The 26747-nt window shown below is 71.9% G+C and carries 28 protein-coding genes and 1 pseudogene; 19 read left to right on the top strand and 10 right to left on the bottom strand.

Annotated elements, in window-relative coordinates; all coding sequences use genetic code 11:
* Positions 1-98: 98 nt before the first annotated feature.
* The 3 genes and pseudogenes from ACIP64_RS24960 to ACIP64_RS24950 form a co-directional block, all read right to left on the bottom strand.
* Positions 99-635, bottom strand: coding sequence for a hypothetical protein (locus ACIP64_RS24960; RefSeq protein WP_401590749.1), 537 nt, complete (start codon positions 633-635; stop codon positions 99-101).
* 6 nt (positions 636-641) lie between these two features.
* A pseudogene (locus tag ACIP64_RS24955) lies at positions 642-728 on the bottom strand (hypothetical protein); the annotation flags it as partial.
* On the bottom strand, positions 694-1341 hold the full coding sequence (locus ACIP64_RS24950) for a hypothetical protein (RefSeq protein WP_401590746.1): 648 nt from the start codon (positions 1339-1341) through the stop codon (positions 694-696). The gene ACIP64_RS24950 and the pseudogene ACIP64_RS24955, both read right to left, overlap by 35 nt.
* A gap of 212 nt (positions 1342-1553) precedes the next feature.
* Here ACIP64_RS24950 and ACIP64_RS24945 point away from each other — a divergent pair, with 212 nt between their 5' ends.
* From ACIP64_RS24945 to ACIP64_RS24935, 3 genes are all read left to right on the top strand, one after another.
* A complete protein-coding gene (locus tag ACIP64_RS24945) occupies positions 1554-2300 on the top strand; it encodes a hypothetical protein (RefSeq protein WP_401590743.1) in 747 nt (248 codons plus the stop codon).
* Between the two features lie 239 nt (positions 2301-2539).
* Positions 2540-2779, top strand: a complete 240-nt coding sequence (locus ACIP64_RS24940; protein ID WP_401590740.1) for a hypothetical protein — start codon at positions 2540-2542, stop codon at positions 2777-2779.
* Entirely contained in the window at positions 2776-4917 is a 2142-nt protein-coding gene (locus ACIP64_RS24935; RefSeq protein WP_401590737.1) for a bifunctional polysaccharide deacetylase/glycosyltransferase family 2 protein, read from the top strand. Before ACIP64_RS24940 ends, ACIP64_RS24935 begins: the two co-directional genes overlap by 4 nt.
* Before the next feature lie 13 nt (positions 4918-4930).
* Here the strand turns inward: ACIP64_RS24935 and ACIP64_RS24930 are convergent, their stop codons facing one another.
* Positions 4931-5689: a phosphatase PAP2 family protein gene (locus ACIP64_RS24930; RefSeq protein WP_401590734.1), complete on the bottom strand. Its 759-nt coding sequence runs from the start codon at positions 5687-5689 to the stop codon at positions 4931-4933.
* On the bottom strand, positions 5686-6360 hold the full coding sequence (locus ACIP64_RS24925) for a DedA family protein (protein WP_401590732.1): 675 nt from the start codon (positions 6358-6360) through the stop codon (positions 5686-5688). Before ACIP64_RS24925 ends, ACIP64_RS24930 begins: the two co-directional genes overlap by 4 nt.
* A 106-nt stretch (positions 6361-6466) precedes the next feature.
* Between ACIP64_RS24925 and ACIP64_RS24920 the strand changes: the two genes are divergently transcribed.
* The 5 genes from ACIP64_RS24920 to ACIP64_RS24900 all read left to right on the top strand — a co-directional run bounded on the left by ACIP64_RS24920 (position 6467) and on the right by ACIP64_RS24900 (position 10563).
* Positions 6467-6838, top strand: a complete 372-nt coding sequence (locus ACIP64_RS24920; protein ID WP_401590729.1) for a BlaI/MecI/CopY family transcriptional regulator — start codon at positions 6467-6469, stop codon at positions 6836-6838.
* A complete protein-coding gene (locus ACIP64_RS24915; protein ID WP_401590726.1) occupies positions 6835-7794 on the top strand; it encodes a M56 family metallopeptidase in 960 nt (319 codons plus the stop codon). The genes ACIP64_RS24920 and ACIP64_RS24915 overlap by 4 nt, the downstream gene beginning before the upstream one ends.
* Before the next feature lie 110 nt (positions 7795-7904).
* Positions 7905-9065: an iron uptake system protein EfeO gene (gene efeO, locus ACIP64_RS24910; protein WP_401590724.1), complete on the top strand. Its 1161-nt coding sequence runs from the start codon at positions 7905-7907 to the stop codon at positions 9063-9065.
* A 20-nt stretch (positions 9066-9085) separates the two neighbouring features.
* The gene (gene efeU / locus ACIP64_RS24905) at positions 9086-9934 is read left to right on the top strand and encodes an iron uptake transporter permease EfeU (protein WP_401590721.1); all 849 of its coding nucleotides are present in this window, start codon (positions 9086-9088) and stop codon (positions 9932-9934) included.
* A gap of 2 nt (positions 9935-9936) precedes the next feature.
* Positions 9937-10563 (top strand): hypothetical protein, encoded by a 627-nt coding sequence (locus ACIP64_RS24900; RefSeq protein ID WP_401590718.1) that lies wholly within the window; start codon positions 9937-9939, stop codon positions 10561-10563.
* A gap of 78 nt (positions 10564-10641) precedes the next feature.
* Here ACIP64_RS24900 and ACIP64_RS24895 read toward each other — a convergent pair whose 3' ends face one another.
* Complete coding sequence (locus ACIP64_RS24895; protein WP_401590715.1) at positions 10642-11478, bottom strand: undecaprenyl-diphosphate phosphatase; 837 nt, start codon at positions 11476-11478, stop codon at positions 10642-10644.
* An 83-nt stretch (positions 11479-11561) separates the two neighbouring features.
* On the bottom strand, positions 11562-12227 hold the full coding sequence (locus tag ACIP64_RS24890) for a DedA family protein (RefSeq protein WP_401590713.1): 666 nt from the start codon (positions 12225-12227) through the stop codon (positions 11562-11564).
* A 140-nt stretch (positions 12228-12367) separates the two neighbouring features.
* On the opposite strand from ACIP64_RS24890, the gene ACIP64_RS24885 reads away from it, so the two are divergent.
* Together ACIP64_RS24885 and ACIP64_RS24880 are read left to right on the top strand one after the other, a co-directional pair.
* Positions 12368-12751, top strand: a complete 384-nt coding sequence (locus tag ACIP64_RS24885; RefSeq protein WP_401590711.1) for a BlaI/MecI/CopY family transcriptional regulator — start codon at positions 12368-12370, stop codon at positions 12749-12751.
* A gap of 11 nt (positions 12752-12762) precedes the next feature.
* A complete protein-coding gene (locus ACIP64_RS24880) occupies positions 12763-13698 on the top strand; it encodes a M56 family metallopeptidase (protein ID WP_401590708.1) in 936 nt (311 codons plus the stop codon).
* Between the two features lie 19 nt (positions 13699-13717).
* Here the strand turns inward: ACIP64_RS24880 and ACIP64_RS24875 are convergent, their stop codons facing one another.
* Together ACIP64_RS24875 and ACIP64_RS24870 are read right to left on the bottom strand one after the other, a co-directional pair.
* Positions 13718-14605, bottom strand: coding sequence for a hypothetical protein (locus ACIP64_RS24875; RefSeq protein WP_401590706.1), 888 nt, complete (start codon positions 14603-14605; stop codon positions 13718-13720).
* Between the two features lie 217 nt (positions 14606-14822).
* Complete coding sequence (locus ACIP64_RS24870) at positions 14823-16130, bottom strand: sensor histidine kinase (protein WP_401590704.1); 1308 nt, start codon at positions 16128-16130, stop codon at positions 14823-14825.
* Between the two features lie 206 nt (positions 16131-16336).
* Between ACIP64_RS24870 and ACIP64_RS24865 the strand changes: the two genes are divergently transcribed.
* The 5 genes from ACIP64_RS24865 to ACIP64_RS24845 all read left to right on the top strand — a co-directional run bounded on the left by ACIP64_RS24865 (position 16337) and on the right by ACIP64_RS24845 (position 21852).
* Entirely contained in the window at positions 16337-16888 is a 552-nt protein-coding gene (locus ACIP64_RS24865; RefSeq protein ID WP_360907944.1) for a hypothetical protein, read from the top strand.
* On the top strand, positions 16888-17586 hold the full coding sequence (locus tag ACIP64_RS24860; protein WP_401590701.1) for an ABC transporter ATP-binding protein: 699 nt from the start codon (positions 16888-16890) through the stop codon (positions 17584-17586). Before ACIP64_RS24865 ends, ACIP64_RS24860 begins: the two co-directional genes overlap by 1 nt.
* Entirely contained in the window at positions 17583-18296 is a 714-nt protein-coding gene (locus tag ACIP64_RS24855) for an ABC transporter ATP-binding protein (protein WP_401590698.1), read from the top strand. The genes ACIP64_RS24860 and ACIP64_RS24855 overlap by 4 nt, the downstream gene beginning before the upstream one ends.
* Entirely contained in the window at positions 18293-20950 is a 2658-nt protein-coding gene (locus tag ACIP64_RS24850) for an FtsX-like permease family protein (RefSeq protein ID WP_401590696.1), read from the top strand. The genes ACIP64_RS24855 and ACIP64_RS24850 overlap by 4 nt, the downstream gene beginning before the upstream one ends.
* 125 nt (positions 20951-21075) lie before the next feature.
* Positions 21076-21852, top strand: a complete 777-nt coding sequence (locus ACIP64_RS24845) for a response regulator transcription factor (RefSeq protein WP_401590694.1) — start codon at positions 21076-21078, stop codon at positions 21850-21852.
* Between the two features lie 181 nt (positions 21853-22033).
* Here the strand turns inward: ACIP64_RS24845 and ACIP64_RS24840 are convergent, their stop codons facing one another.
* Positions 22034-22438 carry a BlaI/MecI/CopY family transcriptional regulator gene (locus ACIP64_RS24840; protein WP_401590691.1) on the bottom strand — a complete coding sequence of 135 codons (405 nt, stop codon included), beginning with the start codon at positions 22436-22438 and terminating at the stop codon, positions 22034-22036.
* A 162-nt stretch (positions 22439-22600) separates the two neighbouring features.
* Here ACIP64_RS24840 and ACIP64_RS24835 point away from each other — a divergent pair, with 162 nt between their 5' ends.
* The 4 genes from ACIP64_RS24835 (at position 22601) to ACIP64_RS24820 (ending at position 26681) form a co-directional block, all read left to right on the top strand.
* A complete protein-coding gene (locus tag ACIP64_RS24835; protein WP_401590688.1) occupies positions 22601-23992 on the top strand; it encodes a glycosyltransferase in 1392 nt (463 codons plus the stop codon).
* On the top strand, positions 23989-24744 hold the full coding sequence (locus ACIP64_RS24830) for a polysaccharide deacetylase family protein (protein ID WP_401590685.1): 756 nt from the start codon (positions 23989-23991) through the stop codon (positions 24742-24744). The genes ACIP64_RS24835 and ACIP64_RS24830 overlap by 4 nt, the downstream gene beginning before the upstream one ends.
* Positions 24745-24897: 153 nt before the next feature.
* Positions 24898-25836 (top strand): ATP-binding cassette domain-containing protein, encoded by a 939-nt coding sequence (locus tag ACIP64_RS24825; RefSeq protein WP_401590683.1) that lies wholly within the window; start codon positions 24898-24900, stop codon positions 25834-25836.
* Positions 25833-26681, top strand: a complete 849-nt coding sequence (locus tag ACIP64_RS24820) for an ABC transporter permease (RefSeq protein WP_401590680.1) — start codon at positions 25833-25835, stop codon at positions 26679-26681. The genes ACIP64_RS24825 and ACIP64_RS24820 overlap by 4 nt, the downstream gene beginning before the upstream one ends.
* The last annotated feature ends 66 nt before the right edge of the window (positions 26682-26747 follow it).

Raw genomic sequence — 26747 nt, 5'->3', positions numbered from 1 at the left:
CCTGCGCCGTCCGGCCTGGCGGCCTTCCGGGACCGGCCGCGGCACGCATTCACTGCGGCCGCGTGCCGGTCCCGGGACGATCGACCGTGGTCGCCCGGTCAGTTGAGCGATGTGAGCAGCGTGTCGAGTGCCTTGACCTCGGCGGCCTGGTCCGGGTGCGGATCGCGCAGCGCGGTCAGGACCTGGTCGATCTCGCTGTCGAGGAAGCCCCAGGCCTGCTCGTTCTTGGGCTCCAGGGTGGCCTGGTCGTCGTCCCACGCCGTCTCGAGGTCGCCCACCCGGGTGGTCGCGGCCGCCTGGTCACCCGAGTTGAGCTTCGCCAACGTGTCCGACGCAACGGTACGGAACTTCGCGATCTCGGCCGGAGGGAAGGACGACGTCGCCTGCGCCGGCGTGAGATGGACGGTCGTGGCAGCCGGGGCGTCGCCTTCGCCGGCCACGGCGGCGTGGGGCTGCTGGTGTGCCCAGACGAGCAGCGCCCCGGCTGCGATCGCCACGACGGCGTAGTAGCCGAGCATCATCCGCTCACGCGCCGGGTTCACCGCACCGGGTGCCGGCTCCGACTTCTCGATGACGTCGCTGCGGCTGTACGTGAGGTACAGCACCGTGGCGAGGATGGCGGCCAGGAAGATCACGCTGGTCGCCGCGGTGCCCAGGCCCAGGCCGCCATCGCCACTGGGTGAGCCGAGCCAGTCACCGAGATTGGCGCCGAGCGGGCGGGTGAGGATGTACGCCAGCCAGAAGGAGCACCGCGTTGGCGCCCCGGCGCCAGGCGAACACGATCGCGACGATCAACCCGAGCGGGAGCAGCACGGAGACGTCCGGGGTCCAGCCGGTCAGCTCCAGGGTCCAGTCGCCGGTCGCGGTGCCGAGCGCGAAGGTCACCAGGACGGCGAGCCAGTAGAACAGTTCCCGGGGCCGGGTGGTGATGGTGTGCACCGACAGGGTCCGCTCGCGGGCGAACCAGATCCCGAAGACGAGAGCGAGGACGCAGGCGAACACACTGCTGCTCAGCGCGAGGGGGACACCCTGGCTGTCGGTGAGGATGTCGGTGTAGAGCGTGCCCGTCACGCTCACCACCACCACGGTGAGCCAGTACACGAACGGGATGTAGCGTGTGGCGCTGAGCTGCCAGGCCAGGACGCCGGCCAGAACGGCGGTGAAGATCAGTGCGGTGTTGATCAAGCCGACACCGAGGTTCATGTTGATCCAGTCGGCGAAGCTCTCGCCGACCGTGGTGCAGAGAATCTTGATCACCCAGAACCAGATGGTGACCTCGGGAACCTTGTTCAGCAGTTCCCGGGCGGGCGTCCGATGCTCTGGCGTCGTCGTGGTCGTCATGGAACCCCTCACGTACAACGGGTAACGGGACGAAGAGGGCGTCCCTCTCGTCCGCGGAACGCTAGACCATCTACACCCGTGTAGACAAGCGCGGCCTTGATCCCTAGGGTGCTCACGTGATTTCGACAGCGCGTCATGCTCATTCAGGCGGCACCGCCGCAAGCGTCTCCTCAGGCGCGGTTCGCGTTCCCGCGATCGTCACGGCCTTCTGGGTGGGAAAGGGGTTGTCGACGGCGCTCGGCGAGGGCGCCTCGGACTATCTCGTCCAGGCCATGGCGCCCGAACTCGCGGTCGTACTCGGATTCGCCGGATTCCTCATCGCGCTGGTGATCCAGTTCCGCCAGGCCCGCTACCGGGCGTGGACGTACTGGTTCGCCGTCGCCATGGTCGGCGTCTTCGGGACGATGGCGGCCGACGTGATGCACGTCGCCATCGGCGTGCCGTACACCCTCTCCAGCCTGCTGTACGGAGCACTGCTGCTGGCCGTGTTCTGGCTGTGGCGGCGCACCGAGGGCACACTGTCCATCCACACCATCGACTCCCCGCGCCGCGAGGCGTTCTACTGGGCGACCGTCGTCGCCACGTTCGCCATGGGCACCGCGCTCGGCGACTTCACCGCCTTCACCCTGCACCTGGGTTACTTCACCTCCGCACTCGTCTTCGCGGTGCTGATCCTCGTCCCGGCCGCCGGCTACCGCCTGCTGCGCTGGGATCCCGTGTTCTGCTTCTGGTCCGCCTACGTGATCACGCGCCCGCTCGGCGCATCGATCGCGGACGGCCTGGGCAAGCCCCGCTCCGTCGGAGGCCTCGGCCTCGGCGACGGGCCGGTGACCCTGGTCCTGCTGGCCCTGATCGTCGTGGTGGTCGGCTACCTGGCGGTGACCAAGGCGGACGTCCAGGACGTCCAGCGGGTGCCCGAGCCGGCCGGCGCACCGGAATCGGCCGCCGCGCGCTCATAAGCCGGGGCGCCGCACGCAGAGACACAGACGCACAGCCACGCCGGACAGAGCACCACAGTTAACCCACGCATCGTTCACTGGCCGCACACAATTGGCCAAGGATCCGGTAGATTCACCGCTCCAAGAGCGCTCAGGTGATCCACCGACGGGGGTTCGTGGTCCGCCGTCCGGCGGACCGCTGCTCACGCACGTCCCCTTCCGCGCAGTCAGGTTGCTTCGCGCGGAAGGGGCCAGAAGCGGTGCAGTCGCGTACACCCGAAGCCACGGACCGGCCGGTGTTCGTCGACCCCAGTGGGCGGCGGCGCCGTACGCTGCGCGGCATCGGCTGGGTCGTCGGCGGGCTGTGGGCCGGCTGCGCCGTGACGCTGGCGATCGGCCTGGCCGACGCGGACCCCCGGGCTCCCCGGCTCACGATCCCGGCCGAAGGCCACCCAGTGCAACCTGCCCCCTCCCCGGGTACAACTGGAGGCGGCGGGTGACCGGCGCCCCGGCCCCAACGTCCCGGCGGGCCAGGCGCCGTACAGCGGTCCCGCTGCGGTTCGTCCTGCCGGCCCTGTTGCTGGCGACGGTGCTCGGCATGCTGGTCCTGCGCGGTGTCGTCCACAGCGAGATCGGCGCCGACCACCGCGTCCACCCGCCCGTCGCCACCGGCCGGGTGCCGGAGTCCGTCCTTGACGGCGGCCCGATCGTCGACGCCCGCGGTGGCGTGCCGCGGAACCTGTCCGTCCCTCGCGGCACCATGGTCCTCACGTTCGACGACGGGCCCGACCCGCGGTGGACACCGGAGGTCCTCGACAAACTCGCCGAATACCACGCCCACGCGGTGTTCTTCGTGACGGGCACCATGGCCTCGCGCCACCCCGACCTCGTCCGCCGGATCGTCGCCGAGGGCCACGAGATCGGCCTGCACACCTTCGACCACCCCGACCTGGTGTACCAGTCGAGGGCCCGCGTCGACCGCGAACTCGCCGCGAACCAGCTGGCCCTGGCCGGCGCGGCCGGCATCCACTCCTTCCTGTTCCGCCCCCCGTACTCGTCGACGGCGAACGCGCTGGACGACCTGTCGTGGCCCGTGACCAGGTACGTGGGCGAGCGCGGATACCTCACGGTGTTCATCGACGCCGACACCGAGGACTGGGCCCGCCCCGGGGTCGACGCCATCGTGCGCGCGGCCGAGCCGGCCGAACCGGGCGCCGGGGAGATCGTCCTCCTGCACGACGCCGGCGGCGACCGTTCGCAGACCGTGGCGGCACTGGACCGGTTGCTGCCGGAGATGACCGCCCAGGGGTATGCGTTCCCCACCCTCACCCAGGCACTGGGCGCGCCGAGCGCGAACATCCCGGTCAGTGGGCCACAGCTGTGGGAGGGGAAGGCCTTCGTCCTCGCCGTCACGCTCTCCGAGCACACCATGAGCGTGCTCACGGTCCTCCTGGCCGCGGTGGGCGTGCTCGTCCTGGCGCGGTTCGCGCTGATGGTGCTGCTCTCGGCCGTCCACGCCCGGCGCGCGCGGAAACGCGACGCGCGGCGGACCGAGGAGTTCGCCGAGCCCGTCACCGTCGTGGTGCCCGCCTACAACGAGGCCGCGTGCATCGCCAACACGGTGCGTTCGCTGGCGGCGAGCGACTACCCGCTGGAGATCGTGGTCGTCGACGACGGATCGTCCGACGGGACCGCCGGGATCGTGGAGGACCTCGCGCTGCCCGGGGTGCGGGTGATCCGGCAGCCCAACGGGGGCAAGCCCGTGGCGCTCGACAACGGGGTGGCACACGCCTCCGGCGACATCGTGGTGATGATGGACGGGGACACGGTCTTTGAACCCGGCACCGTCCGCGCCCTGGTGCAGCCGTTCACCGACCCCGCCGTGGGGGCCGTCGCGGGCAACGCCAAGGTCGGCAACCGCGGGACCGTGCTCGGTGCCTGGCAGCACATCGAGTACGTCATGGGCTTCAACCTCGACCGCCGTATGTACGACGTGCTCGGCTGCATGCCGACCATCCCCGGGGCGGTCGGCGCCTTCCGCCGGGCCGCGCTGCGCGACGTCGGGGGCATGAGCGACGACACGCTCGCCGAGGACACCGACGTCACTATTGCCCTGCACCGAGCCGGGTGGCGCGTGGTGTACGCGGAGAACGCCCGCGCGTGGACCGAAGTCCCGGAGACCGTGCGGCAGTTGTGGTCGCAGCGCTACCGCTGGAGCTACGGCACCATGCAGGCGATCTGGAAGCACCGCCGGGCCGTCCGGGAGGGCGGGCACTCGGGGCGTTTCGGGCGGCTCGGTCTGCCGCTGGTGTCGCTGTTCATGGTCGTCGCCCCGCTGCTGGCGCCGCTGGTCGACATCTTCCTCCTCTACGGCCTGGTGTTCGGGCCCACCCTGCGCACCGCGGCGGCGTGGTGCCTCATGCTCGTCCTCCAGGCGGGCTGCGCGGCGTACGCCTTCCGGCTGGACCGCGAGTCACCGCGCCACCTCGTCTGGCTGCCGCTGCAGCAGATCCTGTACCGGCAGCTGATGTACCTGGTCCTGCTGCAGTCCTGGATCACGGCGCTGACCGGCGGCCGTCTGCGCTGGCAGAAACTCCGCCGCACCGGCGCCGTGGAATCACCACTCGCCACGGTCTGAGGAGCCGCGGCGATCAGCTCTCACCCTGTTCGTCACCGCGGCCCCTCGTTCGTGTGGTCAACAGGCCCGAGGCCGCGGCGATCGCGACGCCGAGGAGGATCCACGTGGTCGCCAGCAGCCATCCGCCCACCACGTCACTGGCCCAGTGCACGCCGAGCCACAAGCGGCTGACCCCGACCAGAACGGCCCAGCACAGCGGCAGGATGGCCCACAGCCGCCACGCCGGCGGGCGGCGGACGGCGAGCGCGGTGACGAGGAGGCCTGCCGCCATCGCCGATGTGGTGGCGTGGCCGGAGGGGAAGGACCAGCGGGAGGCATGGGTGATCCAGTCCTCGCCGGGGGGCCGCGGCCGGGCGATGGCCGTCATGAGGGCGAACCTCACCGCCTGCCCGAGAGCCAGCCACCCGGTGAAGGCGAGGCAGAGCAGCAGGGTCCGTACCGCCCGCCCGCGTGGGACGGGAAGACGTACGGCAGGTGCCGCCAGCAGGCCACCGGCCGCAGCCAGCAGGTAGGGCCAACCGCCGGTGCCGGTGGCGGTCACGGCGCGCAGAGCGGTCACGACCGGTGCGGTGCGGTGTGCCAGCAGGAACCGGTGGACGTCCAGGTCCGCGGGGAACGCTCGGGCGCCGGAGATCAGGACGGTTGCGGCGAGTGCCGCGAAGGCGATCGCGGCTGTGCCGCCGTAGCGGAGAACCGGCCTGCCGGATGCGGCCGGTTCGGCTTCGCTCAGTGCGGGGGTGGGGTTGGCGTGGCCGGTCATGGGACGGCTCATGCACCGCCTTCGGCGCGGCGGGTGCGCCGGGACCGGGTCAGTTCCAGGCCGACGGGGATCAGCGAGATCACGACGATGACGGCGATGATCGGCAGGAGGTAGCGGTCGACGTTCGGGACGGACGCGCCGAGCGCCCAGCCGCCGAGGACCAGGCCGACGGTCCACAGCAGGCCGCCGAGGACCTGCCAGAGGGCGAAGGTGCGTGCGGGGACGTCGAGGATGCCCGCGAGCGGATTGAGGACCGTGCGTACGATCGGGAGGAAGCGCGCGAGGACGATCGCCTTCGCGTATCCGTAGCGCTGGAGGATCTCGCCGGCCCTGTCGGCTCCTTCGTGGATCTTGCGGGACTTCACGCGGTTCAGGAAGGCCGGCCCGGCGCGCCGTCCGAGGAGGTAGCCGGTCTGGGCTCCGGTGAGTGCCCCGGCCGCGGCGGCGGCGAGGACCCAGGGCAGCGAGAGGTGCCCCGGGGCGGTCGCGGAACCGGCGCACAGCAGCCCGGCGGTGAACAGCAGCGAGTCACCGGGCAGGAAGAATCCGACGAGCAGGCCGGTCTCGGCGAACAGGACGATCGCGATGCCGAGCGTGCCGAAGGCGGCGAGGAGGGACTGGGCGTCCAGCACGTTCACGGCCAGGTCCATTGCCTGCGGTGAAACGGGGTGGTGAAGGATCATCGGTGCGGGTCCCTTTGATAATGGCGTCGGGGCGGCAACACACTTGCGTCTACAGAGAAGTAGTCGTCTACAGCACTGTAGACGATCGAGGGGAGAGGGCAGTTCCATGGCGGACGCGGACAGCGAGCGGCGACCGGCCGGCGAGTTGGAGGCCAGCGTGCTCGCGGCACTGTGGGCGGCGGGAAAACCGCAGACGGCGGCCCAGGTCAGAGAGGCGATCCCGCAGGAACTCGCCCGCACCACAGTGGCGACCCTGCTGGCGCGCCTTCACGAGAAGGGAGTGGTCGACCGCAGCCCGGGGGGACGCGGATTCGCCTACTTTCCGGTGGAGGACTCCCACGGCCTCACCGCTCGCCGGATGCACCGGGAGCTCGACCAGGACAAGGACCACGGCCGGGTACTGGCCCGGTTCGTGGAAGGCCTCAGCCCGGCGGACGAGGCCGAGCTCCGCAGGCTGCTCGAGGATGGCGGCCGATGATCGCGCTCCTGCTGATTCCGCTGGCGCTTCCCTTCGCCCTGCTGCCGCTGGCGCGGCGGGCCGTGCTCCAGGTGCGGCCCGAAGTGGCGCTGTGGGCGGTCACCGTGACGTCGGCCGCGCTGGCGGTCGGGGTGGTCGCCTGCCTGGGCGTGCTCCTGCTTCCGCTGGCCCTGAAGGTGCCGGCGGTCGCGGAGTGGGCGGAGGTCGTCCGGCCCCTGGAGGCGGGTCCGCACGTCGTGGCGGTGGCCGTGTCGGCGCTGGCGACCGGCGCGCTCGCGGTCTCCTGCGTGACCGGCGTGCGGCGGGCGACCGCGGAGGTACGGAGGTTCCGCGCGGCGCACGACCATGTGGCCGGCGCCCCCGAGGCCGGCGGGCTGTACGTGCTCGACGACTCCCGCCCGGACGCCTACGCCCTGCCTGGCGCGCGTCTGCGTTCGGGCCGCGTCGTGGTGACCACCGGAATGCTCCGCGCCCTGGCCCCGAACGAGCGCGAGGCGCTGCTGGCGCACGAGCGCGCCCACCTGGCCGGACGTCACCATCTGTTCCTGGCGGTCGCCCAGCTCGCCGGCTGGTGCCATCCGGGGCTCGCGGCCGCCGTGGCGCACGTGTCGTTCGCCGCCGAGCGGGCCGCGGACGAGGCCGCGGCGAAGGCTTCCGGCGACCGCACCCTGACGGCGCGGGCGATCGGCCGTGCCGCCCTGGCCGTCACGCGTGATCAGGAGCGCGCCCCGCTGCCCTCGTTCGCGACCGGTGCGGCCGGCGGTCCGGTACCCGCGCGGGTGAAGGCCCTCTTCTCGCAGGCTCCGACCCGCCGCCTCGCCCCGGTGCTGCTGGCCATGGTCCTGGTGTGCGGTGCCGCGGCCGTCTCCTCGTCCGTCGGGGCGATCTGGCTGCACGACGGGGTCGAGGTGGCCCAGGGGGAAGACCCCTCCCACTGCCCCGTATCGCTGCGCTGACACCCTCACAAATAAGGGGAGCCTTTCCTTATCGTCTACAGATCTGTAGACTCCAGCGCGGCCGGGCCACCTGTCTGCCCTGCACTCCCCGCGCGAATCGAGGCACCCCCATGTCCGCCACCTCTCGGCGCCTGCTGGCCGGCGCCACCGCCACCGTGGCAGCGGTTGCGACGCTGTCCGGATGCGCGCAGAAAGCCGCGAGCGGTGACGGCGCCGTCAAGGTCACGGCTTCGGACACCGCATGCGAGGTCTCGACGACCGAATTCCCCTCCGGGCACGTCACGTTGGAGGTGGAGAACAAGGGCTCGAAGATCACCGAGGTGTACGTGCTGTACCCCGATGACCGGATCGCGGCGGAGCGCGAGAACATAGGCCCGGGCACCAAGACCTCGCTCACCACCGAGATCAGGCCCGGCGACTACGAGGTCGCCTGCAAACCGGGCATGACCGGTGCGGGCATCCGCCAGAAGGTGCGGGCCACCGGCGGTCAGGACACCACCGCCGCGAAGCGCAGCCCCGAAGCCGATGCCGCCGTCGCCGGTTACCGCAGCTACGTCCTCGCCCAGGCCGAGGAGACCCTCCCGAAGGCCAAGGCCTTCACCGAAGCGGTGAAGGCGGGCGATCTGCGGTCCGCGAAGAGGCTGTACGCCGTGTCGCGGATCGGCTGGGAGCGCACCGAGCCCGTCGCCGAGTCGTTCGGCGACATCGACCCGAAGGTCGACCTCCGCGAGGACGGTCTGGACCCCGGCCAGGACCCGGCCACGGACTGGACCGGCTGGCACCGGCTCGAGAAGGCGCTGTGGCACGACGGCAGGATCGGCGACAGGGAGAAGCAGCTCGCCGACCGGCTCATGACCGATCTGAACACCTGGGTGAGGAAGGTCGGCACCGCCGAGATCACCCCCACCTCCATGGCCAACGGCGCCAAGAGCCTGCTGGACGAGGTCGCCCACAACAAGGTCACCGGCGAGGAGGAGCGCTACTCCCACACCGACCTCGTCGACTTCGAGGGCAACCTCGAAGGTGCCCGGAAGTCCTACGAACTCCTCAGGCCCCTCGCGTCCAGGAACGACCCCGCGCTCACCGGGGAACTCGACGACCAGTTCGCCGCCCTGACCGCGCTGCTGGGCACGTACCGGACCGGCTCCGGCGACCACGCGTACGTCTCCTACGACAAGGTCCCCGAAAGCCGGCGCAAGGACCTCTCGGACGGTGTGAACGGGCTGGCCGAGCCGCTGTCCAGGCTCGCCGCCGTCGTGGTCGCCAAGTAGCGGAAGGGAAACACCACCTCATGTTCGGGAACTACCTCATCGGCCTGCGGGAAGGCCTCGAGGCCAGCCTCGTCGTCTGCATCCTCGTCGCCTATCTCGTCAAGACCGGCAACCGACGCCGACTGGTGCCCGTGTGGGCCGGAGTCAGCCTCGCGGTCGGCCTCAGTCTCGCCTTCGGCGCGCTGCTCCAGTTCGGCTCCTCCACCCTGACGTTCCAGGCCAAGGAAGCGCTCGGCGGCAGCCTGTCGGTGCTGTCCGTCGCACTGGTCACCTGGATGGTCTTCTGGATGCGCCGCACCGCACGCCATCTCAAGAGCGAGCTCCAGGGCAGACTCGACGCCGCGCTGGCCGTCGGCACCGGCGCGCTGGTGGTGACCTCGTTCTTCGCCGTGGGCCGCGAAGGGCTCGAGACCTCCCTGTTCATCTGGACCGCCGTGCAGGCCACCGGCGACGGCATCCGTCCCCTCGTCGGCGCGCTGCTGGGTCTGGCCACCTCGGCCGTCCTGGGCTGGCTGTTCTACAAGGGCGCGCTCCGCATCAACCTGGCCAAGTTCTTCCGCTGGACCGGCGCGATGCTCGTCGTCGTCGCCGCCGGGGTCCTCGCCTACGGCATCCACGACCTCCAGGAGGCCGACATCCTGCCCGGGCTGGGTCACCTCGCCTTCGACATCAGCTCCACCATTCCGCCGGACTCCTGGTACGGCACCCTGCTCAAGGGCGTCTTCAACTTCCAGCCCGACCCCACCCTGATCCAGGTGCTCGTCTGGGCGCTGTACCTGATCCCGGTGATGGCCTTCTTCCTCGCCCCGGAGCGCACCCGGTCCGCTCCGCGGCCGGAGAAGGCGGCCGAGCCCACGCCCGTGGAGTAGCAGTGGACGAACCCGAAGGCCGTGCCGCCGAAGATCCCGAGGCCACGGCTGCCCAGGTGGTGGCGTGGCTGTGCGCGCGGGAGGAGATGGAGCGCGGGCTGCACGCGGCCCTCGGCCGCGACCCCGGTCAGCGGGACGCCACGACGGCCAGGATGGCCGACGTGCTTCAGGCCACGGCTCTCGGGCTGGGGTCCGAGGCGGCCGCAGTGTGGGCAGGCGTGCCTAGCCAGGTCCTGCGGAGCTGGCTGGAGTTGGACCCCGCCTTCGCGGCGGCCGTCGAATCGGCGGCCGCGCTGGCCGCCGCGCACGGCCTGCGTCCTGGCCCTGTGGTCACGCCGGCGATGGTCCGCGTCGCCGTGCTGGCGATCAGCCGGGGCGAGGGCTGGCAGACCGCCGCCCGGCTGGCGGGACTCACCCCGTGGGTCTTCCGTCAACTGATCGGCGCCTCACCCGCTTTCGCGGCGATGACGCGCGCCGCGCGCAGGCTCCGGCCTCGGAAGTCCAAGCACTTTGTGCCGGCCTCCTACCGTCCGCGCCGCCCGGGCCGGTCCCCGGGCAAGGGCGAGGGGTACCGCCTGCTCCGCATGGACGACCCGGTGCTCTCGCCCCCGCCTGCCGATCAGGACTGACGTGCTTGAGCCCGGACAGCGGTGCGGTCCTGGCCGCCTGCATGCCAGGACCGCACCGGCCTCATCCGGGGCGCCGGCTCACGCGTTGACCGCGCCGGTGGCGAGCAGGCCGAGCAGCACCACGCCGATGACGACGCGGTAGACCACGAAGGCGTTGAACGAGTGCTTGGCGACGAACTTCAGCAGCCAGGCGATCGAGGCGTAGGCGACCACGAAGGAGACCGCGGTTCCCACCACGAGCGGGGCGAGGCCGGTCCCGGCGCCGGCGGCATCCTTCAGTTCGTACAGGCCGGCGCCGGTCAGGGCGGGGATGCCGAGGAAGAAGGACAGACGGGTGGCGGCGACCCGGTCCAGGTCGAGCATCAGCGCGGTGGACATCGTCGCGCCGGACCGCGAGAAGCCGGGGAAGAGCAGCGCGAGGATCTGGGACGAGCCGACGAGCATCGCGTCCTTGAGCGAGGTGTCGTCCTCACCGCGCTTGTGCCGGCCCATCTGGTCGGCGGCCCACATCACACCGCTGCCCACGATCAGCGAGCCCGCGACCACCCACAGGGAGGCCAGCGGACCCTGGATGAGCTTCTTCGCGGCCAGGCCCACGGCGACGACCGGGATCGTCGCGTAGATCACCCACCAGCCGAACTTGTAGTCGTGGTGGTAGCGCTCCTGGCGGTTGACGATGCCGCGGCCCCAGGCGGAGACGATCCGCACGATGTCCTTGAAGAAGTACACGAGCACGGCGGCGATCGCGCCGACCTGGATCACGGCGGTGAAGCCGACGACGGACGTGTCGTCGACGGGGATACCCATCAGCCCCTCGGTGATCTTCAGGTGGCCGGTGGAGGAGATGGGAAGGAATTCCGTGATTCCTTCGACGACTCCCAGGACTGCGGCCTGGCCGACGCTGATGGCACTCATGGGGTTCCGTTTCTGTGGTCGCTGGGTGGTCGCGGGCGGTGCGGCGGTGCTGCGGTGCTGCCGGACGAGGGGCTACGGGGTCATCACACGGAGCGTCGTTCCGGCTGCCGTTCCGGCTCGGTGCCGGCGCGGGTGCGGCGGGCGCGCAGCAGCTCCACGGCGAGCGGCAGCAGGGAGAGGGCGACGATCACGCCGACGAGGGGGAGCAGGTAGCGGTCGACGTTGGGGATGCTCGCGCCGAGGGCGTAGCCGCCGAGCACCAGGCCGACGGTCCACACGACACCGCCGACGGCCTGCCACAGCGCGAAGGTCCCGGCGGGTACGCGGACGATTCCGGCCAGCGGGTTGAGCACGGTCCGTACGACGGGGACGAAGCGCGCGAGGACGATGGCCTTGCCGTGGCCGTAGCGGGCGAGCAGGTCCTCGGCGCGGGCCATGCCGTCGGTCAGATGCCGGTTGCGCGTGCGGCTCAGCAGGGTCCGGCCGGCGCGGCGGCCGATCAGATAGCCGGCTTGCGCTCCCAGCAGCGCCCCGGCCGCCGCCGCGAGCAGTACCCGGGGCAGTGACAGGTGCAGGCCGCCGGCGCCGGTGGTGCAGAGCAGTCCCGCGGTGAACAGCAGCGAGTCGCCCGGGAGGAAGGACCCGATCAGCAGTCCGGTCTCGGCGAACAGCACCAGGAAGACACCCACGGTGCCGAACGCCGTCAGCAGTGAGGTGGCATCCAGCGGGTTGAGGGCGTGGAGCACCAACAGGCCTTTCCGCCGTGCGCGGGCCGGGGGGTCTGGACCGGCGGGTAGGGGCGCATGGCACACTCGGGAGGCAACGGCGTCTACACCGCCGTAGAGGTTTTACGTGACTGTAGAAGATTTCAGGAGGACCGGCAAACGTCATGAGCTCCCCCACCCAGGGCCGGGGCCCCAAGCGGGCGAACGGCGAACGCGAGGCGGAGATCCTCGGTGTGCTGCAACGGGCCGAGGGTGCGCTGACCCCTGGCGAGGTCGCCGAGCGCCTGGAAGGCGAGCTGGCCTACAGCAGCGTGGTGACGATCCTCACCCGCATGTACGCCAAGAACCTGCTCACCCGCACGCAGCGCGGCCGGGCCTACGCCTACGCCCCGGTGACCGACGAACCCGGCTTCGCCGCCCGCCGCATGCGTTCCGTCCTGGAGGAGCGGCCCGATCGCGAGGCGGTGCTCGCGCGCTTCGCCGACGGCCTGTCGTCCGCCGACGCGGAGCTCCTGCGTCAGCTGCTCGGCCCCGACCAGAATCCGTAGAGGGGCGCCGGATGCGCATCGCCGTCTACCTGCCGCTGCTGCTGTCGCTGTTCGCCCCGCTCGGGGCCCGGCCTCTGTCGGACCGCTGCCATCCGCGCCTGGCGACCTGGCTGCTGACCGCCGTCTGCGTGGTCCTGGGGGCGGCCAGCACCGTTTCGCTGGGCCTGCTGGCGATCACCGGGCTGATCCGGATCCCCGCGCTGGCGGGGCTCGGCCATTGGTCGGCCCACGCCGCGCAGCACAAGGATCCCGCCGAACTGTCCGTGGCACTGATCGCCGGCCTCCTCCTGGGCGCTGCCGTGGTGACGGCCGCCCGCATGCTCTGGCGCCGTGCCCGGTCCCTGGCCGCCGCCGTGCTGGAGGCGGCGTGCATGCCCGCGCAGGACGGCCTGGTCGTGGTCGACGACGAGGTCCCCGACGCCTTCGCGATCCCCGGCCTGCCCGGCCGCGTGGTGGTCTCCACCGGCATGCTGCGGACCTTGGACGTCTCCGAGCGCGACATCCTGCTCGCCCACGAACGGGCCCACCTGTCGGGCCATCACTACGCCTTCGTCGCCCTCGCCCAGCTCGGCGCCGCCGCCAACCCCTTCCTGCGCCCTCTCGCCGCCGCCGTCACCTACACGATCGAACGCTGGGCCGACGAGAAGGCGGCAGCCGGCACGGGCGACCGCCGCCGGGTCGCGCGCGCGGTCGGCAGGGCCGCGCTGGCCGCCCACCGCGCTCCCGCCCGCCCCGCGTGGGCTGCGCTGGGCATCATCGGCCGTGGCGCGTCGCCGCTCGCCGGTGCGGGACCGGTTCCGAGGCGCGTGGCCGCGCTGCTCGCCCCGCCGCTCCGCCACCACCCGGCGCTCGCCTCCGCCACCGCGGCGTTCCTGGCCGTCGCCGCCCTGTCGACCGTCGACGCCGTCGGCGACCTCCATGTCCTGCTGGAGGCCGTCGGCACGTGAGCCGGCGCGAGGGGGGGGGTTACGCGGTTCGGGCGGACGGCCCGCTCCGGGGACCGGCACTTCGGCGTTCGCGCAGATACGCGTGGCCCATGAATCCGAGCAGGATCGCGAGGAGTACCGCCGAGGACCCCGCGGTGCCCAGGTCGAGGCCGCCCTTCGCGGTGGGCTTGGTCAGCAGGTCGCCCGCGGTCGCGCCGAGGGGGCGGGTGAGGACGAAAGCGATCCAGAACAGCAGGACGTTCGGCACGGCCGGCACGTACATCAGGACGAGCAAACACGCGAGCAGGCCCGTGATGAGCAGCGCGCCCCCGGCGTAGCCGAGTCCGGAGCTGTCGGACAGGAAGTCACCCATCGAGGTGCCGAGGGTGTTGGACACGAGGATCGCCGTCCAGAACAGCGCCTCCGCGCGGAAGGTGCGGATGTCCTGGAGGGCGAAGGGCAGCCGGGTCAGCCGCCAGACGGCGAAAATCGCGATCAGCAGCGCGACCAGGATCGCCGCGCCCGTGGGGTATCCCAGACCGAGGCCCTGCGGTCCCCGGCCCAGTGCCGTGGCACCGGGTGAGAGGTACTTGGCGCCGGCGTCACGGTTCATGAAGTCGGACATCGTGGTGCCCGCCGTGCTGGTCGAGAGGATGACCGTCCAGTAGACGAAGGGGTTGTAGCGCCGCGACCGGAGCTGCACGGCCAGCGTGGCCAGGAAGACGGCGAACAGGGCGATGGTGGTGAGGAAGTAGCCGATCTTCAGGGTCTGGGCGAAGAGGTCCCCCGCCGTCTCGCCGAGGGTCGTCGCCGCGATCTTCATGATCCAGAAGGCGAGGGAAACCTGCGGCAGCTTCTCCACCGCGTACGCCCCCGCGCTCTCGCCGACACCGGCCGGGGGCACGGCCAGGGATTGCGGTTTCTCCATCTCGGTCCTCCTGGGATGCCGGCTGTCACGGAGGAGTCGAGGGTGGGGTGCGGTGTCGCCGTCCGCGCTGCCGTCGAGACCCGTCGGCTCGGCGGGACGGAGCATGGCTGCCCTCGTACGCCTACAGCCTTGTAGACATTGAGCTGTAGCGTAGGACGGACTGCGGCCGGGCTCCGTCAGGGCACGCCGTGACTTCCGGGATCCGGGGCGAAGGACTTCACGACGGCCGGCCGGGGCCCTCCCCCTGGTGGGGCAGGAGCAAGGTGAAGGTCGTCGGGTGGTCGCGGGTCACGCCGAGTCGGCCGCCCGCCCCGGCAGCCATCTCCTTGGCAAGCGCCAGGCCGATGCCGCTGCCCTGGCCGGTGGTGGTGCCGCGGGCGAACAGGGCGGACGGATCGAGCGTGAGTGTTCCTTCGTCCTCCACGTCCAAGGCGACCACTCCCCCGAGTTCCCGCACGGTCACGCGCACCGTGCCGCGTCCGTGCCGGCGGGCGTTGTCGAGGAGGACGTCCAGGATCTGGTCGCTGGTCCGACCGGGAACACCGAGGCCACCGGTGCCGGGTTCCGGTGCGAAGGCCAGGCGGCGGCCGTCCTGCGCCAGCGGGCCGTGCCACCGCCGCTCCGCCTGCTCCAGGACGTCGCCGACGGAGCGGACCGCGGGCCCGTCATGGACGGATGCCCCGGTTCTCGCCAGCCGGAGCACTTCGTCAATGGTGTGCTGAAGGTACCGCGACTGCTCCAGCGCTTCGCGTGCCGCGCTCCGCAGATCGGCTCCTGATGTCGACAGCGCCGCTTCCAGGCCCAGTTGCAGCCCGGTGAGCGGGGTGCGCAATTGGTGGGACGCGTTGGTGGCGAACTCACGTTCATGGTGCAGCAGCCCGCCGAGGCGCTCGACCATGTCGTTGTGCGTGGCGCCGACCTGATCGATCTCGGCGATGCCCGATGGCGCGGCCCGGGCCGTGAGATCGCCCTCGGTGACCTTCGCCGACGTGGCAGCGAGGGCTTCCAGTGGACCCGTCAGCGCACGGGCCTGATGCCGGGCGACGAGCAGGGCCACCCCCAGCGCGGACAGGGCAACGCCCACCAGCGCCAGCCATGCCAGCAGGATGCGCTTCCAGACCTCACCGGTGTCCGTGGAGGCCCGGACCACTCCGATGACACGCTCGGCGTCGGACACGGGAACGGCGACGACGATCTCGCCCGCCGACTGCCGCTGTGCCACCTTCCCTGTGGCGGCACGGTGCACGGCGGCGTCGGCCGCGGCGGGGCCCGTGCCCCAGCGCCGCCGCCAGGCCGTGTCGTAGACGCCCAGCAGTTCACCGTCCCGGGCTGCCGGCAGCTCCACCGCGTCGCCGGCGGCGAATTGCGGACTGACCCGCACGGCGGCGGCCAGGGCCTCGCGCTCGAGTTCGTTGCGCTCATCGGCGAACAGGGCCGCGCGGATCACCAGGGCCAGGGGCACGGCCAGCAGAACGACGGCCACGAGGGCGGCAACCAGAGCCACCCGGGCCACACGCTGTCTCATGCCCCCATGGTCGCCCCCGCAGGACACCTCCGGAGTCGCCGCGACAGCTCATGATCGGGTTTTGCCGTCCTCTCACCTTCCGCGAAGGGGCCTTTAACCGGCCGGTTCCTAGCGTCGGCGGTGTGGCAAGTCGTGCCACGCGTACGAAGGGCGGTTCGATGATGCGACGCAGGTGCGTCCTTTCCGCGGCAGCAGCCGGTGCCGTGATGGCGGCACTGGTGGCCGGATGTGGCGGCGGGACGGATCCGTCCGGTACCGCCGACGGCGGCACCGCGGGAACGCAGGAGGTCAACCCGGCCGGTGACATCCCCGACAACCAGGCGTTCGTGACCTACCGGCCACCGGCGGGTGGATTCACGGTCGAGGTTCCCGAGGGCTGGTCCCGCACGACATCGGGTGACACCGTCGTGTTCACCGACAAGCTGAACCGGATCGAGATCGTCTCGGCGTCGTCGAACGCCGGTCCGACGACGCAGTCGGTGACCTCGCAGGTGGTGCCGGCACTGCGGCAGAAGGTGCCCGGGTTCGCGCTGGGGAAGGTCAGCACCGTCAGCCGGAAGGCGGGGTCGGTGGTCCTCCTGACCTACCAGGGGGACTCCGGCACGAATGCCGTCACAGGCAAAGCGGTGCACGACGCCTTCGAGCGGTACGCCTTCCACCAGCAGGGCCGTGAGGTCGACCTCACGCTGTCCGGGCCGGTGAAGGCCGACAACGTCGACCCCTGGCGGATCGTGTCCGACTCGCTGCGGTGGCAGTGATGGCCGCGGTTGCGGCGCCGGACGAGGCCGTCCCCGGCCCGGACGCGCTGACCGCTCGGGAGCTCTACCGGTTCTTTCGCGCGGGCGAGGAGGAAACCCTCGCGCTGCGTGGAGTGAGCCTGCGGGTCCGGCGTGGGGAGACCGTCGCCGTGGTCGGGCCTTCGGGCTCCGGCAAGTCCACGCTGCTCGCCTGTCTGGCCGGGCTGGACGAACCGGCGGGCGGCGATGTCCACGTGGGCGGGGAGCGGATCAGCCACCGGCCCGAGGCACTGCGGGCGCGGATCCGGGCACGCCGCGTCGGCATCCTGCTGCAGTCGGGCAATCTCATCGCCCACCTCGACGTCACCGCCAACATCCGCCTCGCGCGCAGGGCCGCGCGGGGCGCCGGTCCTGCGGATGCCGGCGTGCTGCTGGATCAGGTCGGGATCAGGGGGCGGGCCCGTGCCCTGCCGCAGGAGTTGTCGGGTGGGGAGTTGGCCCGTGCCGGTCTGGCCGTCGCACTGGCCAACGATCCGGACGTGCTGCTCGCCGACGAGCCCACCGGGGAACTGGACGGCGCCACGGAGCGGGAGATCCTGCGGCTGCTCCGCGGCCGCGCGGAATCGGGGTGCGGCGTGCTCATCGTCACGCACAGCCCCGAAGCGGTGAAGATCGCCGATCGGGTGATCGCCTTGCGGGACGGGAGGATTCAGCGATGACCGCCGACGAGGTGGATGAGGTCGTGGTGCGCTGCCGTGATGCCGCGCTCACCTTCGGCCGGGGCCCGACCGCGGTGGTCGCGGTGCACGGCGCCAGCTGCGAGATCCGTGCGGGCGACCGGATCGCGGTCACCGGGCCTTCGGGGTCGGGGAAGTCCACTGTGCTGCATCTGATGGCCGGACTGGAACGCGCCACACAGGGGGAGGTGACCTGGCCCGCCCTCACCGGCCGGGTCGCCTCGCGCATCGGCGTCGTCTTTCAGGGACCGAGCCTGATCCCCGCGCTGAACGTGGTGGAGAACACCGCCCTGCCACTGGTTCTGGCCGGTGTCGCGGAAGGCGGTGCCGGTCAGCGGGCGCTGGCCGCTCTGGATCAGGTGGATGCGGCGGACCTGCGGAACAAGTTGCCGCAGGAGTTGTCGGGCGGACAGTCGCAGCGGGTGGCCGTCGCGCGTGTCGTGGCCATGCGGCCGCGGCTGGTTCTGGCGGACGAACCGACCGGGCAGCTGGACCGGGCCACCGGACGGCACGTCATGGACGTCCTGCTCGCGGCCGCCCACGACCTCGGCGCCGCGCTGCTGGTGACGACCCACGATCCGTCCGTCGCCCGGCGCTTGGACCAGCAATGGTCCATGAGCGACGGCCGGCTCGTGCCCGGCACACCCCCTGAGACGACGGCAACGACCAGGACACGGGAGAACGCATCGTGATCGTCACCTGGCTGAACGGGCTCATCCGGCACCGGCGCGGCCGCCTGCTGGGCACCGCGCTCGGCGTCGCCCTGGCCGTCGCACTGGTGGCGTCCCTGGGCGCGTTCCTGACCGCGTCGAAGTCGACGATGACGGCCCGAGCCGTTCGTTCTGTCGCGGTGGACTGGCAGGTCGAGGTCCAGCCGGACGCCGACCCGGCCACTGTGCTGCGCGCGGTGCGCCGAGCGCCCGGTGTGCACACCGTGCAGAGTGTCGGCTTCGCCCGCAGCACCGGCTTCCGCGCCGTCTCCGGCGGAACCACGCAGAGCACCGGCCCCGGCATGGTGCTCGGCCTGCCCGACGGCTACCAGCGGGACTTCCCCGCGGAGATCCGCTCGCTGACCGGCTCCACCCGCGGGGTCCTGCTCGCCCAGCAGACCGCCGCCAATCTCCACGCCGGCGTCGGCGACACGGTCACCGTCGAACTGCCGGGCGGCAGACCGGCGACCGTGACGGTCGCCGGGGTGGTCGACCTTCCCCAGGCAGACTCCCTGTTCCAGAAGGTCGGCGCCCCGCCGCAGTCCCAGCCGACCGCACCGCCCGACAACGTCCTGCTGCTGCCTTCGGCGATGTTCGCCACGCTCACCGCGCAGGAGAAGGCGTCCGACCCGGCCTCCGTCACCACCCAGCTCCACGTCCGCCGCGACGGCACGCTGCCGGCCGACCCTGCTGCCGCCTACACCGACGTCACCGGAGCCGCGCACAACCTCGAGGCCCACACGGCCGGCGGGGCACTCGTGGGCGACAATCTCGGCGCGGCGCTGGACGCGGCGCGCCAGGACGCCCTGTACGCGCAGATCCTGTTCCTGTTCCTCGGTGTTCCCGGGGTGGTCCTGGCCGCGCTGCTGACGGCGTCCGTCGCCGGCGCAGGTGGTGAGCGGCGTCGCCGGGAACAGGCACTGCTGCGCACCCGGGGTCTGCGCGCCCGTCAGGTGGCGGCAGCCGCTGCCGGTGAGGCCCTGGCCGTCGGCCTGTGCGGTGGGGTGGTGGGGCTGGGCCTCGCGGCGCTCGCCGGGAAACTTGCCTTCGGCGCCGGGTCGTTCGGCGCCACCACCGCTTCGGCTGCGGGCTGGTTCTCCGGGGCGCTGCTGCTCGGCCTGGCCATCGCCTGCGCCACGGTGCTGGTGCCGGCGGTGCGGGATCTGCGCGGCGTGTCCGTCGCCGAGGCCCGCTCCGGCATCGACCGGGGGCGTACAGCGTGGTGGATGCGGTGCGGCGTGGATTTCCTGCTCATCGCCGTCGCGTTCCTGGTGTTCCGGGCGTCCAGCGGCAATCAGTACGCCCTGGTCCTGGCGCCGGAGGGTGTCGCGGCCGTCTCCGTGTCCTACTGGGCGTTCCTGGGCCCTTCGCTTCTGTGGCTGGGCTCCGCGCTGCTGCTGTGGCGGCTGGTGTCCTGGGCCCTCGCCCATGGGCGCGGCCCGCTGGCCCGCGCGGTGCGGCCGCTGACCGGCACACTGGCGGGCACCACCGCGGCCGGCATGTCCCGTGGGCGCCGCCCACTGGCCCGCGCCGTGGTCCTGCTCGCGCTGGCGGTGTCCTTCGCGGCGTCCACAGCCACATTCAACGCGACATACAAACAGCAGGCCGAGGTGGACGCCCGGCTGACCAACGGCGCGGACGTGACGGTCGCCCAGTCACCGGGGACCTACGTCGGCCCGGACGCAGCGCAAGGACTTGCCGTCGCCGGCGTCCGCCATGTGGAACCCCTCCAGCACCGATTCGCCTATGTCGGCTCGGACCTGCAGGACCTCTACGGCGTCCGCCCGACCACCATCGCCTCGGCCACGTCGCTGCAGGACGCCTACTTCGCGGGCGGCACCGCAAAGAGCCTGATGGACACCCTTGCCGCGCATCCCGACTCGGTGCTGGTCAGCGAGGAGACCGTGAAGGACTTCCAGTTGGTGCCCGGGGACACCCTCAATCTGCGGCTCCAGGACAGCCGCAGCAAGGCCCTGCACACCGTGCCGTTCCGCTATGCGGGGGTCGTCAAGGAGTTCCCCACCGCCCCCAGTGACAGCTTCTTCGTCGCCAACGCGAGCTACGTGGCGCGGGCCACGGGCAGTGACGCGATCGGTGCGTTCCTCGTGGACACCGGCGGCACCGGCCAGAAGGACGTCGCCACCCGGCTGCACCACGCGCTCGGGACATCCGCGACCGTCACGGACATCACGCGGACCCGCTCCACCGTGGGTTCCAGTCTGACCTCGGTGGACCTGTCGGGTCTGACCCGGATCGAGCTGGTCTTCGCCGTCCTGCTGGCTGCCGGGGCGGGGGGCATCGTCCTCGCTCTCGGCCTGGCGGAACGGCGGCGGACCTTCGCGATAGCCACCGTGCTGGGGGCCTCGCGCCGTCAACTGCGGGGCCTGGCCTTCAGCGAGGCGGGGGTGCTGACGGTGGCAGGGCTGGCCGGAGGTGTGCTGATCGGGTGGGCGCTGTCGCAGATGCTCGTCAAGGTCCTGACCGGCGTCTTCGACCCGCCACCGGCAAGCATCGCGGTGCCGTGGGCCTACCTCGTCCTCACTCTCCTGATCGCCGTCGCGGCGATCGCGGGCGCCGCCATGAACGCGACGCGTCGTGCCACCCGGCCGGCCGTCGAAGAACTCCGCGATCTGTGACACCGGCGCGGCACCGGCCGCGGCGGGAACCGTGTCCCTCGAACGGGACCCGCCGCGAGCCGTCCGAGGCCGCCGCACAGCCGGGCGCCGCCGCGTCCGGAGCAGGACGCCCTACCCTTCGCAGCATGGCCGCACCGTCTTCCCCGCAGACCAGGATCCTCGTCATCGAGGACGACGAAGTGATCGGCCGGCACCTGGAGACCGGCCTGCGGGGCGGCGGCTACGCCTGCACTTGGTGCCGCACCGGCACCAGCGGCATCGCCGAGGTGTCCCGCACCGACCCGGACGTGGTCCTGCTCGACCTGGGCCTGCCCGACAGTGACGGCGTCGACGTCGCACGCCGGCTGCGCACCGACTGCCCGTCGCTGCTCATCGTGATCCTGACGGCACGAAGCGACGAGATCGACGTGATCGCCGGGCTCGACGCGGGCGCGGACGACTACCTCGTCAAGCCGTTCAGTCTCTCGGTGCTGCTGGCCCGGCTCCGGGCGCACCTGCGGCGCCGACCATCGGTCGCCGCACCCCAGGAGGGCCCGGTGCTGGTGGGTGACCTGACCGTCGACGTCGAGGCGCGGCGCTGCCTGCTCGGTGATCACGAAGTGATGCTGCGCCCCAAGGAGTTCGAGGTGCTCGCGCTGCTGGCCCGGCGCTCCGGGACGGCTGTGTCCCGGGAGACGCTGATGGCGCAGGTGTGGGACGAGAACTGGTTCGGTCCCACGAAGACCCTGGACGTCACCATCGCGTCGCTGCGCCGCCGGCTGAACGAGAGTGCCGCCGCCGGTCGGCCAGGGGTCCGCCCGCCTGACATCACAACCCTGCGGGGGCACGGGTACCGGCTTGAGTCGAGTGGCTCCTCCCCCGGACTCGGCAAGGAGGCGAACGGACCGACCGACGGTGCGTGAGCGAGGCCGGGGGCCCCTTGGCGGGCGGAAAGCCGGCGAACGGCTCCACGGGAACCCCGAGCGGAGCTACTACGTCTTGTAGGTCAAAGCATCCGCGAGGCTCGCCGTCGGAAGGGACGCCGCATGCACCAGGTGCCCGACGACGGCCGCCCCCCGAAAGCCGGCCCGGCCGGACCGGCCGTCACGAAGCCTTGCCGCCGTGCGCCTCACTGTCGGACAGCAGTCGCTGCAGCATCTGCTCGTCCGCCGTGGAGAGTTCGGAGACGAAGCGGGCCAGCACGGCCTCCCGGTCCGATCCGGCGTCGAGCAGGGTGCGCATCCGCTGGGCGGTGTGGGACGCCTCGTCGCGCGTCGCCGCGTAGGCGTAGCCGCGCCCTTGCCGGTGACGGTGCACCGCGCCCTTTTCGTGCAGCCGGACCAGGATCGTGAGGACGGTGGTGTAGGCCAGGTCTCCTGACAGTCGCTGCTGCACCTGGCCGGCCGTCATCGGTTCGCGCGCGGCCCAGAGGGCCGCGAGGACGTCACGTTCGAGCTCTCCGCGTGCACGACGGGGCGTCGCACCGGACTCGTCACGCTTGTCGGGCACTGCGCTCGCCCCTTTCTCGACTCGGCCCCTCAGGCTACCGCCGGACACCCTGACGCCTGTAGCGGGCAGAAGCGCACGGGAGCGGCGCCATCTACTACATGTTGTAGAGTTTCGCCGCTCCCACCAGCGCACGGAGGAAATCCCATGTCGAACGTCCGCGGAATGGTTGACCCGAGCACGGCGGACGCCGTCCCCCTCTCCGAGCCGCTGAACACCCCGGGCAGAGTCGTGATCATCTCCGCCAGCATGGGAGCAGGACACGACGGCGCCGCCGCCGAGCTGGCCCGGCGCATCTCTCTCAGCGGCACCCCTGTGGACCGGTTCGACCTCCTCGACCTGCTGCCGGCACACCTGGGCCGGGCTCTCGGCACCGCCTACCACCGGCTCCTGGTCCACGCGCCCTGGGCCTACCAGCGGATCTACAGCAGTACCGAGCAGGCGGGCGGGACCGGCCCGGCGGCCGGCGCCCTGCTCCGTGTCGCCGAACGGCGGGTGCTGCGGGCGCTGCCCCCCGATACGAGCGTGATCGTCTCCACCTACCCCGGCGCGAGCCGCATTCTCGGCGCGCTGCGCCTGGGCGGCCGGCTGGGCGTGCCCGTCCTCACCTACCTGACCGACTTCTCCGTGCATCCGCTCTGGGTGGCGCCGGGCGTCGACGCCCACTTGGCCGCGCACGCCGTTCCCGCAGCCCAGGCGCGTGCCCTGGGTGCGTCCGACGTACGGGTGTGCGGGCCGGTCACCGATCCGCGATTCGCTCCGGCCGGCCCGCAGGAACGGCGAGCGGCGCGCGCCCGGCTGGGTCTGCCGGAGGATGCTCCGCTGGCTCTGCTGGTCGCGGGCTCCTGGGGCGTGGGGCCGGTGCGGCAGGTCGCGGCGGAGATACGTGCCGGCGGTGCCGCGATCCCGGTCGTCGTCTGCGGCCGCAACACCTCCCTGGCCGAACGGCTGCGGGCGGACGACATCGGGCATGTCTTCGGGTGGACCGACGACATGCCCGCGCTCATGAACGCCGCGGACGTCCTGGTGCAGAACGCGGGCGGTCTCACCTCGCTGGAGGCGTTCGCCTGCGGGCTTCCGGTCGCCAGTTACCGCTGCATCCCCGGTCACGGTCTGACGAACGCGGCCGCGTTGGACGAGGCAGGGCTCGCCGCGTGGATACGTACGCCCGACGCTCTCGCCCCTGGTCTCGCGGATCTCATCCACGGCCCACGAGGACTGCTGCAACGGGCCGCAGGACTGGCCCTGTTCGCCGCCGGACCGGACACCGGCCCCGCGGCCGCCGTCCTGAGGGCGGGTCGGAGCGGCGCATCCGTCCCGCACCCCGGCAGCGTGACCGCACGGCGCCCGCTCCTCCCCCGGACGCCCCGGCCGCGTCTCGCGGTGTACCGGCTGGCCGCCACCGTCGCCGTGGCGTGCGGGCTGTGGGCAGGCGGCGTCGGGCTGGGGATGGCGGCCACCGCGCACGACTATCCAGGTCTGATGCGCGCGATCGACCACCGACTCGACCCCGACGACTTCACACCCGCCCCGACGTTCGAGGGAAGCCAGCCGTGACCACCGCCCGATTCCTGCGCACCACCGCCCTGGTGGCGCTGCCCGCGCTCGCGGCCGCCCATGCGGCGCCCGTCGTCTCCACGTTCGGACCGCTGCGCAACCGCGTCATGCCCCGCCTGGCCGGGCAGGGCCGAAGCGACCATGTGGCCCTCACGTTCGACGACGGCCCGGACCCGCTGTCCACCCCCTTCTTCCTGCGGCTGCTCGCCGCCCGACGGGTGCATGCCACCTTCTTCCTCCTGGGCAGCGAGGCGCGCCGCTCCCCCGGCCTGGTCCGCGACATCGCCCTGGCGGGACATGAGATCGCCGTCCACGGCTGGCGCCACCGGCCGCTGCTGCTGCGCGGTCCCCGAGCCACGTACGACGACCTGGCCCGCGCCCGTGACCTGGTCGCCGACCTCACCGGCCGGCAGCCCCGGTTGTTCCGGCCGCCGTACGGTGTCATGACCACTGCCGCGCACTTGACCGCGCGCCGACTGGGCCTGACGCCGGTGCTGTGGACGTGCTGGGGCGAGGACTGGAGAGCGCGTGCCACCCCGCGGTCCGTCCACCGCACGGTGACCGCCGATCTGCGCGGCGGCGGCACGATCCTGCTCCATGACTCCGACTGCACGTCCGCTCCGGGTGCCTGGCGGTCCGCCCTCGGCGCTCTGCCGCACATCCTCGACACCTGCCAGGAGAGCGGCCTGACCGTGGGACCACTGCGTGACCACTGGGCGGGCGGGCCGTCGCGCGCCCGCTCCGAGCCGTAAGGGCCGATCCGTCGTCCGCGCGGCCAGTGGTACCGGGGTACTACCGGCCGGCCGATGATCGGCCCCCGGTACCACGGATCGCGCCGTGGCGGAACTTAGCGTTGCAGGTGAGGCGGTCGGGCGGTCCGACCCACGACGACCCAGGAGCGTCCGATGATCGAGGCACACCAGCTGACGAAGCGGTACGGGGAGAAGACCGCGGTCGACGCACTGGACTTCACGGTGCGCCCCGGCACCGTCACCGGGTTCCTGGGTCCGAACGGCGCGGGCAAGTCCACCACCATGCGGATGATCGTCGGGCTGGACGCGCCCACCAGTGGATCGGTGCAGGTCAACGGCCGTCGCTACGCCGGGCACGCCGCGCCGCTCCAGGAGGTCGGCGCGCTGCTGGAGGCCAAGTCGATCCACCCCGGCCGGTCGGCGTTCAACCATCTGATGGCCCAGGCCCACACCCACGGCATTCCCCGCAGCCGTGTGGAGGAGGTCATCGAGCTCACCGGCCTGCAGTCGGTCGCCAGGAAGCGCGCCGGCGCGTTCTCCCTGGGCATGGGACAGCGCCTGGGCATCGCGGCGGCTCTGCTGGGTGACCCGGCGACCGTGATGCTGGACGAACCCGTCAACGGTCTGGATCCGGAGGGCGTCCTGTGGATCCGCAACCTCCTCACCGGGCTCGCCGCCGAGGGCCGCACCGTCTTCGTCTCCTCGCACCTCATGAGTGAGGTCGCGCTCGTCGCGGACCACCTGATCATCGTCGGACGCGGCCGGCTGCTGGCGGACACCACGGTCCGGGAACTGGTCCGGCAGGCCGGCGGTGACGTGGTCAAGGTGGCGACCGGCGACCCCGCCCGGCTCCGCGAGGTCCTGGCCGGGCCGGGTGTGGAGATCACCGGACGGTCCGGCTCCGAGGAGCTTCTGGTGACCGGTCTGTCGGCACGTGCGATCGGGCTCAGGGCCGCCGGGCACGGCATCGCGCTGTTCGAGCTGGCCCCGCGGACGATCTCTTTGGAGGAGGCGTTCATGGACCTGACCAAGGACGCCGTGGAGTACCACGGCTCCGTGACCGGCATCGAGACCCTCAGGAGTGCCGCATGAGCACCATCGCGCCCGACACGGTTCCCGCGCCGTCCGCCGTACTGCCCGAACGGCCCGCCTACAAGGTGACCGCGGCGCGTGTGCTGCGCTCGGAGTGGGCCAAGCTGTGGTCGCTGCGCTCCAGTTGGATCACCCTCGGGCTGGGCCTGCTGTTCCTGGTCGCGTTCGGTCTGATCGCCGCGTTCCAGTTCAAGTCGAGGATCTCCTCGGGCCGGCCCATGGACCACGACTTCGCGGATGCCACCGCCTTGAGCCTGTCGCTGTTCGGCACCAACTTCGCCCAGCTGGCGCTCGGCGTCCTGGGGGTGCTGGTCGCCGCGGGCGAGTACTCCACCGGCATGATCCGCTCGACCCTGGCCGCCGTACCGCGCCGCCTCCCGGTGCTGTGGTCCAAGGCCGCGGTCTTCGGCGTGATCGCGCTCGTGCTGAGCACGGCCGGGGTCTTCGCCACCTTCCTCGCCGACAGCGGCATCGTCGCGCAGACCCGGGCGGCGATGACGCTCTCGGATGCGGGCGTGGTCCGCAGCCTGCTGGGTGCGGCGCTCTACCTCGGCCTGGTCGGCGTGATCGGTGTCGCCCTGGGTGCGCTCCTGCGTTCGGTGGCGGGCGGCATCTCGGTGCTGGTGGCCTCGCTCATGCTCGTTCCCGGCCTGGTGTCGCTCCTGCCCACCTCGTGGCAGGACAACATCAGCCCCTACCTGCCCAGCAACGCGGGCGAGGCGATGTTCACCCTGCACCACGACGCGACGACGCTGTCACCGCTCGCCGGCCTGGTGGTCTTCGTGGTGTGGACGGCGGCCGCGCTGGCCGGCGCCGCCGTCCGCCTGGTGCGCACCGACGTGTGAGCAGCGTGGTCCCGCGGCATCCGGTCCGTTCCGGGTGCCGCGACGGCCTTTCCCCGCCGACGATGA

Origin of the sequence: Streptomyces sp. NPDC088733 (assembly GCF_044751185.1) — a bacterium.
GTDB lineage: Bacteria > Actinomycetota > Actinomycetes > Streptomycetales > Streptomycetaceae > Actinacidiphila.
The sequence above is the reverse complement of the archived record's forward strand: the minus strand, read 5'-3'. Positions and strand labels throughout refer to the sequence as shown.